This is a genomic window from Micromonospora sp. NPDC023869 (genome assembly GCF_055559695.1).
In genome coordinates this window covers 455,375-468,558 of record NZ_JBVHKD010000003.1, presented here as the reverse complement: position 1 = coordinate 468,558, position 13,184 = coordinate 455,375, and the positions used below count along the sequence as shown (strand labels likewise).

Sequence of the window (13,184 nt, the reverse complement as noted above, 5' to 3'; positions counted from 1 at the left end):
CCGGCTGTGCCCCCGATCAGCGACGAGGAGCCTGGCATGGACGACCTACAGAGAATGCGCAAGGTCTGGGAGTTCATCTTCCAGCAGTCGGTCACCGACGACGCCGACTTCTTCACCGATCTCGACGGCGACTCGATGGCCGCCGCCGCCCTCGTGCACCACGTGGCCGAGGAGTTCGGTGTCTCGCTGCCCCTGTTCGAGGTCTTCGACCGCCCGACGCCCGCGGAACTGCTCGCGGCCGTACGGGAACAGCTCACGGTCGGCTGACCGCCGGCCACCCCAGCGAGGAGCACGATGGACCAGCTCACGGCAACCGGGTTCGGACTCAGCGACCTCCAGCAGGCGTACCTGATCGGCGAGCTGGGTGACTTCCAGCTCGGCGGCCCCGCGCTGTTCTACGAGGAGTACGCCGCACCTCCCTTCGACACCGACGCGTTCGCCACGGCCGTGCAGGCCCTGGTCCGCCGGCATCCCATGCTGCGCTGCGCGGTCGGCGAGGACGGCCAGGTGCGGATCCTGGACGACCCGCCGTCCCCGCTGTCGGTCCGGTCGCTGCGCGGTGAACCCGCCCACCGCCGCGCCGAACTGCTGGCCGCCGGCCGCCGGGAACTCTCCGGCGACGGGCCGCCGCTGACCGGACCGGCGGCCTTCCGGATGCTCGTCTGGTGCGACGACGGGGAGTACCTGGTCCAGATGGCCGGGCGCCTGATCGTCTTCGACGGCCAGTCCGGGGAGGTCTTCGCCCAGGAGCTGCGCACCCTGCTCGCCGGTGGGGACCTCGCGCCGCTGGACTTCACCTACGAGCGGTACCGCCGGGAACTGGACCAGCGCCGCGACGGCCCGGAGTACGCGGCGGCCCGCCGGTACTGGACCGACCGGCTCGACGACCTGCCCGGCGCGCCGGAGCTGCCGCTGCGCCGGGGTGGACGGCACGACGGCCCGCTCATCCGGCGCGTCTTCACGCTGCCGGTCGCGGTGACCGACGCGTTCTCCGCCGCGCTGCGCCGCCGTCGGCTCACCCCGACGATGGCGGTGGCCGCCGCGTTCGCCCGGGTGCTGCGGCACTGGAGCCGCCAGGACCGGTTCACCGTCAACATCATGTACGGCGAGCGGCTCAATCTGCACCCGGACGTGTCCCAGTTGATCGGCAGCTTCGCCAGCACGCTGCTGCTGGAGTGCTCACCGGCCGGCGGGGAGAGCGACTTCGCCGCCGACGCCGCCGCGTTGCGGGGCCGGATGCTGCGCGACATGGCGCACGGCGCGTTCAGTGGGGTGTCGGTGATCCGGGAGCTGAACCGCCGCTCCGGGACGGTCTCCGGTGCTCGGATGCCGGTGGTGTTCACCAGCATGCTCGGGCTCGGCTCCGACACCGACCCGGTCTTCCTGGAGCTGCTCGGTTGGCAGCGCCGCGAGTCGCTGGTCCGTACCCCACAGGTCGCCTTCGACCACCAGGTGTTCATGCGTAACGGCGAGATGGTGTTCAGTTGGGACACCGCCGACGGGCTCTACCCGCCCGGCATGGTCGACGAGATGTTCGCCGCGTACCGGGCCCTGCTGGTCGACCTGGGCGGCGACGACGCGGCCTGGTCGACGGCGCGGGGCGACCGGCTCACCCCGGCGCAGCAGCTCGCGGTCCGGGCGCAGGTCAACGACACCGCCGCCGAGGTGGCCGCGCAGACCCTGCACGGCGGCTTCCTCGCCCAGGCCCGCCGCACCCCGGACACCGACGCGGTGGTCACCTCCGCCGGCACCGTGACGTACCGGGAGCTGCGAGCGCGAGCGGGTGTGGTGGCTGCCGCGCTGCGGGCCGCCGGACGCGGCCCGGGTGACCTGGTCGCGGTCGTCGCCGACCGGGGCGTGGACCAGATCGCCGCGCTGCTCGGGGTCCTGATGACCGGCGCGGCCTACGTGCCGGTGGCACCGGCCTGGCCGCTGCCGCGCCGCGCGCAGATCCTCGCCGGGGCGGGCGTGGCCGCGGTGCTCGGCGACACCGACGACGATCTCGACGGGGCGCCCGCCGACGCGCTCCGGTGGCGGTTGGCCGACCTGCCGTCGGGTGACCTGCCCGACGCCGAGGCCGCCGACGAGCCGGAGGCGCTGGCATACGTGATCTTCACGTCCGGCACCACCGGCACGCCGAAGGGCGTGATGATCCGTCACCAGAGCGCGGCCAACACCATCGTGGACGTGAACACCCGCTTCGGTGTCGGGGCCGCCGACCGTGTGCTGGCCGTCTCGGAGTTCACCTTCGACCTGTCCGTGTACGACGTCTTCGGCCTGCTCGCCGTCGGCGGCGTCGTGGTCGTCCCCGATCCGGGCCAGGCCCGCGAGGTGGTGCACCTGCACGAGCTGGCCGTCCGGGCGGGCGTGACGGTGTGGAACTCGGTGCCGGCCTACCTGGCGATGTTCGTCGACTACGTCCGGGCAGCGGCGGACCGGGAGCGTCCGGAGGCGCTGCGGACGGCGATGGTCAGCGGCGACTGGGTGCCGTTGTCCCTCGGTCGCGAGCTGGCCGAGATCGCCCCGAGGGCCCGGTGCGTGGCGCTCGGCGGGGCCACCGAGGCGTCGATCTGGTCGAACTGGTTCGACGTGCCCGCCCGGGTGCCCCCGGAGTGGACCAGCGTCCCGTACGGCTGGCCGCTGCGCAACCAGCGCTTCCACGTCCTGGACTCCCGACTCGCCCACCGGCCGGACTGGGTACCCGGTGACCTGTACATCGCCGGGCGGGGGCTGGCCGACGGGTACCTGCACGCGCCGGAGCTGACCGCCGCCGCGTTCGTCACCCACCCGGTCACCGGTGAGCGGCTCTACCGCACCGGCGACCTGGGCCGGTACCGCCCGGACGGGGTGATCGAGTTCCTCGGCCGCGACGACCCGCAGGTGAAGATCAACGGCTTTCGGGTGGAGCTGGGCGAGATCGAGGCGGCGCTGGTGGCGCAGCCGGGGGTGACCGACGCCGTGGTGGTCGCCCGCCGGGGCGAGCGGGGTGCGTCGCTGGTCGCCTTCGTGGCCGCCGAGGCGGCGAAGCCGGACCTCGCCGACGAGGTCCGGGCGGCGCTCGGCGCGACGCTGCCCGCGTACCTGGTGCCGCCGGTGATCGAGGTGCGGGAGGCGTTGCCGCTGACCGGCAACGGCAAGGTGGACCGGGCCGCCCTGGTCGCGGACGCGGCCGGGCTGGCACCGAGCGGCGGGCGGTTCCGCGCCCCGCACACCGCCACCCAGCGGCGGCTGGCCACGCTCTGGTCGGACCTGCTCGACCTGCCCTCGGTCGGCGTCGACGACCCGTTCTTCGTCCTCGGCGGCAGCTCGTTGCAGGCGGCGCAACTGATGAACCGGGTCGAGCGGGAGTTCGGCAGCCGGCTCCCGCTGGCCGCCCTCTACCAGCACCGGACCGTCGCCGAGCTGGCCCGCCTGCTCGACGAACGGGACGGCGTCGCCCGGTCCTCGCCGGTGCAGTCGCTGGCCCCCGGCGACGGCACGCCGGTCGTGCTGATCCACCCGGTCGGCGGCGACCTGCTCTGCTACCGCGAGCTGGTCGCGCGGCTGCCGGAGGGCTGGCCGGTGCTGGGGGTCGCGTCGCCCGCGCTGGACGGTACGGCCACCGTGCCGCCGACCCTGACCGAGCTGGCCCGCGCCTACCGGGACGAGCTGACCGCCGCGCTGCCTGCGGACGCCCCGGTACGCCTGGTCGGCTGGTCGCTCGGCGCGGTGCTGGCGTACGAGGTGGGTCGGCAATTGACCGAGGCGGGCCGCACCTGCACGGCGGTGCTGATCGACCCCTGGGTCGGTCCGCCCGGTGCGCCCGCCGAGCCGAGCGCCGCCGAACTGGTCCGGGCGTTCCTGACCGACGTGACCCGGGGCGAGGTGTCCGACGACGCCGCGGTAGGCCCGGACGCCTCCGGAGTGGAGGCGTTGCGGGCGGCGTGGCCGCAGGTGGCCGCCGCCCGTCCGGCGCTGGCGTCGCTGGGCCTGGACTCGGCCGAGCGGCTGTTCGAGGTCTTCGCCGCGCACACCCGGGCGCTGGTGCGCTACCCGGTCCCGGCGGCCCCCGGCCTCGACGTGCACCTGCTGGAGGCCCGGACCGCGCTGGGCGGCGCAGCCGGCGGCTATCTGGTGCCGCTGGGCGAGCGGCTGCCCGAGGGTGCCGTGACGACCCGTCGGCAGGTGCCCGGCGACCACTTCGCGGTGACCGACCCGGACACGGTGACCCCGACCGCCGCCGTGGTGACCGACGTCCTCACCGCGTCCTGACCGACAGACGCCCGGGGTACGGATCCGTACCCCGGGCGCGTGGTCAGCGAGTGGTTCAGCCTCGGTGCAGCCGGTCGAGCAGGTCGGCGCGGATGCCCGGGCGGGTGCCGAAGACCAGCAGGAACAGCGCCTCCCGCATCAGCCGCTCGGCCGGGCGGTGCCGCAGCACGGCCGCGCTGCCGGTGGTGGTGGCCAGCAGTCCGGCGGCGCGCAGGGCCAGGGCGGCGGCCGCGCCCCGGGCCGAGGGCAGCTCCTGCGGGCCGGCGGCGTCGAGGGCGGCCCGGCACTCGTCGATCGCCGCGTCCAGCGGACTCGGCCCGATCAGGCGGGCGCAGCGGGTCGCCACGCCCAGCGGCAGGGACCCGTTGAACCGCAGGGTCGCCGGGTCGCGTTGCAGATAGACCTCGTGCGGGACGACGCCGGTGACCCGGTGCTCCGGCACGAAGTGGCCGGTGAAGGTGACCTGCACGGTGCGGCTCGCCGACACCGCGACCATGTCGACCGGCGTGACGCTGAGCGTGTCGCTCTCGGTGGCGTCCAGCAGTGACCAGACCAGCGTGTCCGAGGTGTCCCGGGCGGCGGTGAACAGGGTGTCGACCAGGCCCCACCCGGTCACCCAGGACGCGGTGCCGTGCAGCAGCCAGCCGCCGTCGACCGCTTCGGCGCGTACCGCCGCCGGGCCGGGCCGGGTGGCGGAGAGGATGGCCAGCCCGGCGCGTCGCTCGCCCCGGCACAGCGGCTCCAGCCACTGGTCGGAGATGCCCGGCCGTTGGCTGTGCGTCGCCGCCATCACCGCGCTGTGGTGTTGCGCCCAGACGAACGCCGTGGTGAGGCATCCGCTGGCGATGATCTCCAACGCGCGGGCCGCGGTGGCGGTCTCCTCGGCGGCCATCTCGCTGAACTGCGGCGGGCCGGCCAGGCCGTAGAAGCCCTCGGCGGCGAGCAGGTCGAGGTGGGTGCCCGGGACCGTGTCGGCGGCGTCGACCTTCTCCGCCGCCGGGAACAGCACCTCCTCGGCGATGCGCTCCGCGCGGTCCAGCACCTTGGCAGAGTTGCTCATCGGTCGGTCCACCGTCCGTTCCGTCGTCAGTCGGTGTGGGTTCTGCGCACAGCCTAACGAAGACACCACCGGCGGCCTAGAAGCTACATAAAGACAGTGTTGTGTTTGTCGCAAACGACGGACACTATGCTGAGAAACGTCAATCCACGGGGGAGGTCGCAGGTGACCGAAGATCCAGAAACACGGGCCGAACGGGTCGGTCTGTTCTATGACCTGATGGGCCCGTTCCTCGACGCCGTCTACGGCGACAACCTGCACTACGGCTACTGGTCCGACGAGCACGACCCGGCAGGCGTCGCGCAGGCCCAGGCACGACTCAACGACGAACTCGCCGGTCGGCTCGCGGTCGGGCCCGGCGACCACGTCCTGGACATCGGCTGCGGCACGGGCGGCCCGAGCCGCCACGTGGCCCGGGTGACCGGCGCCGAGGTCAGCGGGGTCTCGCTCTCCGGCCGTCAGGTCGAGCGCGCCGGGGAACTCGCGGAGAAGGAGGGCCTGGCCGACCGGGTCCGCTTCACCCGGGCCGACGCCACCGCCCTGCCGTACCCGGACCGGTGGTTCGACGCGGCGCTGGCGCTGGAGGTGCTGGTGCACGTGCCGGGCAAGGCCGCCGCGTTGAGCCAGGTGCACCGGGTGCTGCGCCCCGGCGGGCGGCTCGTCCTCGCCGAACTCACCCTGGTCCGGCCGATGGACGACGCGCAGGCACGGATCTGGTCGGGGATGCCGATGTCGACGCCGCCGACCGCACCGGACTACGTCGAGCTGGTCCGCGCGGCCGGCTTCGAGGTGGTCGACGTCTTCGACGCCGGGGCTCACGTCCGCCGCTCGCACGAGGCCACCCGCGAGGCGGTGGCGCGCGAGCGCGAGCGCCTCGCCGGCACGTACGGGCCCCGGGTGTTGCGCCAGCTCGGCAACGCGGTCCTGGACCTCCAGGCGGTCGCCGAGTCCTGCCTGGGCTACCTGATGCTCACCGCGCACCGGCGGGGGTGACGCCGATGCGCAGGCCACGGCCCGGCGGCCGGTGCCGACCCCATTACCCGAGGAGGAACCCGTGTACCGACCACGTGCCGTGCACCGCGCTCTCGCCCGGCTCACCGGGGCGCCCCGGGGGCGTACCTGGCCCGGTGGTTTCACCGACCGTCTCACGCACCCGGTGCCCGGCCCGGCGGCGGTGCTGCGGCTGATGCGCGAGCGCGGCACCCACCCGGTCGGCGCGACCGGTGGCCGGGTGCCGGTGGTGGACGAGGCGGTGCCCCGGGTCGGTGCCGGACAGACCGCGGTGACCTGGATCGGGCACGCCACCTGCCTGGTGCAGATCGGCGGCCGGGCGGTGCTGACCGATCCGGTCTTCGCCGACAAGATCCCGGGTACGCCGCGCCGGTACACCCCGCCCGGGGTGCGCTGGGAGTCGCTGCCGCCGATCGACGCGGTGGTGATCAGCCACAACCACTTCGACCACCTCGACGAGCCCACCGTGCGCCGGCTGCCCCGGGATACTCCGGTGCTGGTGCCGGCCGGGCTGGCCTGGTGGTTCCAGACGCGGGGTTTCCGCCGGGTGGTCGAGCTGGACTGGTGGGAGTCGACCGTCGTCGGCGGCGTACGGTTCGACTTCACCCCGGCGCACCACTGGAGCCGGCGGGGCCTGTTCGACACCTGCCAGAGCCTCTGGGGCGGGTGGCTGATGACCAGCGAGGAGGCACCGACCCACCGGGTCTTCTTCGCCGGTGACTCGGCGTACGGGCCGGCCTTCGCCGAGATCGGCGCGCGCTTCCCCGGCATCGACGTGGCCTTGCTGCCGGTCGGCGCGTTCCGTCCGCGCTGGTTCATGAAGCCGCTGCACATGGACCCGGCCGAGGCGGTCCGCGCCTGCGGCGACCTGGGCGCGGAACGGATGCTCACCATCCACTGGGGCACCTTCGCGCTCTCCGCCGAGCCGGTGCTGGCCCCGGTGGAGCTGGCCCGCAAGGCGTGGGCCGAGTCGGGCCGACCAGCGGACACCCTCTGGGACCTCGCGGTCGGGCAGAGCCGGCTGTTCGACACCACCGACCGGAGCTGAACAGTCGGCCCGGCCGGTGGTGACCGGCCGGGCCGACTGTTCGCTGTGGCTCCCGGTCGTCGGGCCGGGCCGCTGCGGGTGCGGTGCGCGGGATCAGCGGCTGGCGCCGGCGGCCCGGCGTGCGGCACGGCCGGCGAAGAACGACCGGGGCGCCAGCGCGGCCGGGTGCGGCAGCATCAGCGGCAGCCGGTCCCCGGTCTCCTGCCGCCAGATGAACAGGTGCGCGCCCTTGTCGCCCATCGCGCCCTTGGCGAACTTCGGCTGGTTGACGGTCACGTACGCCAGGTCGGTGTACTCGGTGTCCCGCCGCAGCACCAGGTCCCGCAGGATCTTGCCGCCGGTGTGGCTGGGCGCGATCCCGTTGCCGGTGTAGCCGTGCCCGTACACCAGGCCGTCGTCGGTGCGGCCGAACTGCGGGATGAAGGTGCGGCTCCAGCCGATCGGGCCGCCGAAGGCGTGGCTGAACCGGACGTCCCGCCAGGCCGGGAAGAAGCGGGCGAAGGACTCCCGCAGGGCGGCGTGGGCGGCGTCGTTGCGCAGGTGCGAGCGGTCGGTGTCCCGCTGGTCGTAGTAGTACCACCGGCCGCCGGACCAGACCACCCGGTTGTCGGCGGTGAGGCGCGCGGCGTGGGCGAAGGACAGCGAGTTGCTGACCCCCTCCCGGCCGGGCCAGGCGACCCGGGAGAGCTGCGCGTCGGTCAGCGGTTCGGTCACCATCAGGTAGTTCCACACCGGCATGACCTTGGTGTGGGTCTGGGCGAAGCTGTGCTGCCAGGCGTTGGTCGCCAGGACGACCTCGTTGGCGGTGATCGTGCCGGTGGGGGTGGTGACGCGGTACCGTCCGCCGACCTTGCGGACCTCGGTGACCGGGGTCCGCTCGTGGATGTCCACGCCCTGCTCGCGCACGACGCGGGCCAGGCCCTGCACCAGCCGGTGCGGGTTGACCAGCGCGCCGGTGGTGCGCAGCGCGCCGAGCACCTGCGGGGAGCCGATGCGCTGCTGCGCCTCGTCGCGGTCCAGCAGCTTGAACGACCCCCGCAGGCCGGTACGCTCGCTGCGCTTGACCTGGAGTTCGAGCCGGGCCAGTTGCTTGCGGTCGGTGACCACCTGGAGCACGCCGTTCATCGCGAAGTCGGCGTCGATGCCGTACTGGCGGCAGAACCGCCCGATGTCGATGATCGACCGGGCGCCGCTGCGGTAGACACCGGCGGCCTTCTCCCGGCCGTAGTACCAGAGCAAACGGCGCAGCACCTTGCCCGCGGTCAGCCCGACGAACCCGCCGTTGGCGCTGGACGCGCCGCCGCCCACGGCCTGCGCCTCCAGCACCTTGATGTCGGCCGAGGGCTCGGCCTCGGCGAGGAAGTGCGCCGCCCACAGGCCGGTGTATCCGGCGCCGACGATGCAGATGTCGCAGCTCGCGTCACCGTCGAGGGGCTCGCCGACCTCGACCGGCTCGGTGTCGTGCCAGTAGACGCTGTTCCGGGTCTCTTCCACGTCGCTCTCCAAGTCGTCGGTCCGCACCCACTATCCATAGTGTGTGTTGTGTTCGGCAAGACCCGACAATCACTGCCGGTCGGCGGCCAGCCGCGCCGCCCGATCGGCCCGGTGCTGCTGGCGCAGCCGGTTCATGAAGTAGTCGGCGTTGAGCCAGTAGAACTCCAGCCAGATGTTGTCCGGGTCGCGCAGCCAGATGCCGTAACCGGCCTCCAGGAACAGCTCGCGGACACCGGAGTGCTCGGCGCCGACGGCGTCCAGGTGCGCGGCCCACTGATCCAGGTCGGCTAGTTCGGGCACGTGGTAGCCCAGGTGGTGCAGGCCCACCCGGCGTTCGTCGAAGGGGGCCGGGTCGGGCTCGACGGCCTGGCCGAGCACGATCGAGGAGAGCGAGCCCCGGTGCACCAACGTGCGGAAGGTGAACCCGGACTCGGCCGGCGTCGCGTCGCGTACCGGCGTGAAGTCCATGACCCGGCAGTACCACTCGGTGCTGCGATCCAGGTCGCGGACGGTCAGGTTGACGTGGTTCCTGCCGTTGAGTTTAGGCACATGACGCATCATAGATGCTTCACTTGTATCTTGGGTGTGGCGTGTTGTCGTCGACAACCGGTAGCGTGTCGTCACCTGGCAGCGCGCTGCCCGTACCGGGCCGGAACGGATGTGAGGAACCGGGCATGCATCTGAACGTGTTCACCCAGTGCTCGCCGTCACCGCAGTTCAAGGGCATGTGGCGGCTCCCCGGCGACCGTACGGCCACCGGATACCGGTCGCTGGAGTACTGGATCTCCCGCGCCCGGCAACTGGAGGCGGCCTGCATCGACGCCTTGTTCTTCGCCGACATCCACGGCGTCTACGACGTCTACCGGGGCTCCTGGGCACCGGCGGTACGGCACGCGGTGCAGATCCCCTCGATCGACCCGGCGCTGCTGCTGTCGGCCGCGGCGGCGGCCACCCGGCACCTCGGCTTCGCGATCACCTACTCCACCACCTACCACTCCCCCTACGAGTGCGCCCGGCTCTTCTCCTCACTGGACCACCTCACCGGTGGCCGGGTCGGCTGGAACATCGTCACCTCCTACCTGCGCTCGGCCACCGCCAACGGCCTCGGGGAGTACCTCGACCACGACGAGCGCTACGAGCGGGCCGACGAGTACGTCCAGGTCGCCCGGGCCCTCTGGGAGGACAGCTGGGACGCCGACGCGGTGGTCCGCGACGCCGAACGCGACATCTTCACCGACCCCGACCGGGTCCGCCAGATCGACCACGAGGGCCGCTGGTTCAGCGTCCGGGGTCCGCACCAGTGCGAGCCGTCACCGCAGCGCACACCGGTGCTCTACCAGGCCGGTTCCTCGCCCCGGGGCATCGAGTTCGCCGCCCGGCACGCCGAGGTGGCCTTCCTGACCCTGGCCGATCCCGCCTCGGGCGCGGAGCCGGTGGCCGCCCTGCGCGCGGCGGCGGCCCGGCACGGCCGGGACCCGGGCATGGTCAAGGCGTTGCAGGGCGGCATGGTCATGATCGGGCGGGACCGGGCCGAGGCGAAGGCCAAGGCCGAGGCGTACAACACGCTGTGGAGCAGCGAGGGACAGCTCGCCAAGTGGTGCGGCTGGATGGACATCGACCTCGCCGCCTTCCCCGACGAGACCCCGGTGGACGAGATCCGCAGCCAGGCCAGCCACTCGTTCCTCGGCTTCCTGCGCAAGCTCAGCCCGGACCGCACCTGGACCGTCGGGGACGTGAAGTATCTGGTCTCGCGTCCCCGCCGCCCCCGGGTGGACGCCCCGGTGACGTTGTTCGGCACGCCCGAGCAGGTCGCCGACCGGATGGAGCAGTGGCTGACCGTCGCCGACGTGGACGGGTTCAACCTGATCCCCAGCCCGCCCTCGGACGGCATCGACGACATCTGCGACCTGCTGGTGCCGGAGCTGCAACGGCGGGGCCTGTTCCGGACCGCGTACGACCCGGCGGAGACGACACTGCGCGAACGGTACTTCGGCGCCGGGGTGAGCACCTACCGCGACCCGGCGCGCGCCGTCACCGCGCGGGAGGGCTGAGGGATGCACCTGCGCGACACCCCGCAGGAGGCCGCCTTCCGCCGTGACCTGCGCGCCTGGCTGGCCGAGCACGTGCCCCGACACCGCGACGGCGGCGCACCCGGCGACTGGACCAAGGCGTTGCACGCGGCCGGCTACACCGGGCTGACCTGGCCGGCCGCCTACGGCGGACGCGGACTGCCCCCGACCTACCAGGGCATCTACGCCGAGGAGAGCGCGCTGGCGGAGGCGCCGGACCACGGCAACGTGATCGGCCTGGGCATGGTGGGACCGACCATCGTCTCGCACGGCAGCCCCGAGCAGCAGCAACGCTTCCTGGAGCCGATCCTGTCCGGCGCGTACGTCTTCTGTCAGGGTTTCTCCGAGCCGGACGCGGGCAGTGACCTGGCCGCGGTGCGGACCCGCGCGACGGCCACCGCCGACGGTTGGCGGGTCACCGGCGAGAAGGTCTGGTCGTCCTACGCGCACCAGGCCGACTGGTGTCTGCTGCTGGCCCGCACCCAGCCCGACTCCACCGCGCACACCGGCCTGACCTGCCTGCTGGTCGACATGCGCAGCCCCGGGGTGCAGGTGCTGCCGCTGCGGCAGAGCACCGGCGACGCCGACTTCAACCAGATCGTGCTCGACGACGTGCTGGTGCCCCGCGACTGCGTGTTGGGGCCGGTCGGCGAGGGCTGGCGGATCGCGATGACCACCCTCGCCCACGAACGCGGCACCTTCGGCATCACGCTCACCGCCCGGCTGACCGTCGAGTTCGACCGGCTGCTGCGCACCGTACGCGACCTCGGGCTGGCCGACGACCCGACGGTCCGTGCCGAGGTGGCCGAGTTGCACGTGCAGTTGCAGGCCCTGCGCTGGACCGGTCACCGGACGATGGCGACGCTGGCGCGGACCGGCAAGCCCGGTCCGGAGAGCTCGGTGCTCAAGCTGCACTGGTCGGTCACCAACCAGCGGCTGGCCGCGTTCGCGCTGCGTCTGCTCGGCCCGGCGGCGGTGCTCGCCGGTCCGGACAGTCACGCCGCCGGTCACTGGCAGCACCTGCGGTTGCGCAGCCGCGCCAACTCGATCGAGGGCGGCACCTCCGAGATCCTGCGCGGCATCATCGCCGAGCGCGTGCTCGGTCTGCCCCGCACCCGGTGACCCGGAGAGGATGACCATGGACTTCGCCCTCACCGACGACCAGCGTGACCTGGCGTCGGCCGCCGCCCGGCTGCACGCCGACCGGTACCCGGTCGACCGGGTGGCCGCGCTCGCCGAGGCGGGCGACGCCGACCCGGACGGATGGCCGCACCTGCGCCGGCAGGGCTGGTGCGACCCGGAGCTGGGCGTGGTGGAGAAGGGCCTGCTGGCCCAGGAGGCCGGGTACGCGCTGGCCGCCACCGGCTGGTGGAGCACGGTCGGCCTGGCCCACCCGGTCCTCGCGGCGGCCGGGCGTGAGCTGCCGACGGGCCCGCTCACCCTGGCCTGGCAGGACGACCCGGACACCGGCCAGGGCGCCCGCGCCGAGCAGCGCTCCGGCACCTGGCGGGTGACCGGTCGACGTGGCCTGGTCACCGAGGTGGCGGGGGCCACCGCGCTGGTGGTCGCCGCCGACACCGACACCGGACCGGCCCTGTTCCTGGTGGACTCCTCGGCCGACGGGCTCACCGTCGCGCCGCAGCCCGCCCTGGACCGGCTGCGCGGCGCCGCCCGGCTGGACCTCGTCGACACCCCGGCCGAGATGCTGATCGGGCCGGAGCACGCCGAGCGGGTGCTGGCCGACGCGCGCCGGCACGGCGGCACGTTGCTGGCCTGCGAGGCCGTCGGCGTCGCCCGCCGGGCCCTGGACCTGGCCCGTCGACACGCCCTGGACCGGGTGCAGTTCGGCCGACCGATCGGCGCGTACCAGGCGGTGGCGCACCGGCTCGCCGACGGCTACGTGGCACTGGAACTGGCCACCTCGCTCGCCCTGCGGGCCTGCTGGCTGGTCGGCGCCGGGCCGGACGACGCGGCACCGGACGAGACCGCCCAGGCGTACGCCGAAGCCGTCGTCGCGGCCCGCCGGGCCGCCGTCCGCGCCTGCGAGGACGCCCTCCAGGTCACCGGCGGACTCGGCGCGACCTGGGAGTACCCGCTGCACTGGTGGTACCGCCGGGCGCTCTGGCTGGACAGCTTCGACACCCCCACCGACCACCACCTCGCCACCCTCGCCGGTCACCTGCTGAACGGGCGGGCGCAACCGGCACGGCCGGCCGCGTGACCCCACCGGCCGACGGCGCACCGACCGAGACTG

The 13,184-nt window shown here is 73.6% G+C and carries 10 protein-coding genes; 7 read left to right on the top strand and 3 right to left on the bottom strand.

The features are described 5' to 3' along the window. The first annotated feature begins 36 nt into the window (after positions 1-36). On the top strand, positions 37-267 hold the full coding sequence (locus ACZ31C_RS12590; protein WP_350694643.1) for an acyl carrier protein: 231 nt from the start codon (positions 37-39) through the stop codon (positions 265-267). A gap of 27 nt (positions 268-294) precedes the next feature. Continuing rightward, positions 295-4,251, top strand: coding sequence for a non-ribosomal peptide synthetase (locus ACZ31C_RS12585; RefSeq protein ID WP_465795358.1), 3,957 nt, complete (start codon positions 295-297; stop codon positions 4,249-4,251). A gap of 55 nt (positions 4,252-4,306) precedes the next feature. Here ACZ31C_RS12585 and ACZ31C_RS12580 read toward each other — a convergent pair whose 3' ends face one another. After that, positions 4,307-5,311, bottom strand: coding sequence for an acyl-CoA dehydrogenase family protein (locus ACZ31C_RS12580; protein WP_465795357.1), 1,005 nt, complete (start codon positions 5,309-5,311; stop codon positions 4,307-4,309). 162 nt (positions 5,312-5,473) lie between these two features. Here ACZ31C_RS12580 and ACZ31C_RS12575 point away from each other — a divergent pair, with 162 nt between their 5' ends. Further along, positions 5,474-6,301, top strand: coding sequence for an SAM-dependent methyltransferase (locus ACZ31C_RS12575; RefSeq protein WP_465795356.1), 828 nt, complete (start codon positions 5,474-5,476; stop codon positions 6,299-6,301). A gap of 61 nt (positions 6,302-6,362) precedes the next feature. Continuing rightward, positions 6,363-7,367, top strand: a complete 1,005-nt coding sequence (locus ACZ31C_RS12570) for an MBL fold metallo-hydrolase (protein WP_465795355.1) — start codon at positions 6,363-6,365, stop codon at positions 7,365-7,367. Positions 7,368-7,460: 93 nt separating this feature from the next. Here ACZ31C_RS12570 and ACZ31C_RS12565 read toward each other — a convergent pair whose 3' ends face one another. Together ACZ31C_RS12565 and ACZ31C_RS12560 are read right to left on the bottom strand one after the other, a co-directional pair. After that, positions 7,461-8,888 (bottom strand): NAD(P)/FAD-dependent oxidoreductase, encoded by a 1,428-nt coding sequence (locus ACZ31C_RS12565; protein WP_396750985.1) that lies wholly within the window; start codon positions 8,886-8,888, stop codon positions 7,461-7,463. Positions 8,889-8,930: 42 nt separating this feature from the next. Beyond that, the gene (locus ACZ31C_RS12560; protein WP_465795354.1) at positions 8,931-9,419 is read right to left on the bottom strand and encodes a VOC family protein; all 489 of its coding nucleotides are present in this window, start codon (positions 9,417-9,419) and stop codon (positions 8,931-8,933) included. A gap of 116 nt (positions 9,420-9,535) precedes the next feature. Here ACZ31C_RS12560 and ACZ31C_RS12555 point away from each other — a divergent pair, with 116 nt between their 5' ends. The 3 genes from ACZ31C_RS12555 to ACZ31C_RS12545 are packed head-to-tail and all read left to right on the top strand — an operon-like array spanning position 9,536 to position 13,151. After that, positions 9,536-10,912, top strand: a complete 1,377-nt coding sequence (locus tag ACZ31C_RS12555) for an NtaA/DmoA family FMN-dependent monooxygenase (RefSeq protein WP_396750981.1) — start codon at positions 9,536-9,538, stop codon at positions 10,910-10,912. A gap of 3 nt (positions 10,913-10,915) precedes the next feature. Then, positions 10,916-12,052, top strand: coding sequence for an acyl-CoA dehydrogenase family protein (locus ACZ31C_RS12550; protein ID WP_465795353.1), 1,137 nt, complete (start codon positions 10,916-10,918; stop codon positions 12,050-12,052). Between the two features lie 16 nt (positions 12,053-12,068). Continuing rightward, positions 12,069-13,151 (top strand): acyl-CoA dehydrogenase family protein, encoded by a 1,083-nt coding sequence (locus ACZ31C_RS12545; RefSeq protein WP_465795352.1) that lies wholly within the window; start codon positions 12,069-12,071, stop codon positions 13,149-13,151. Positions 13,152-13,184: the final 33 nt, after the last annotated feature.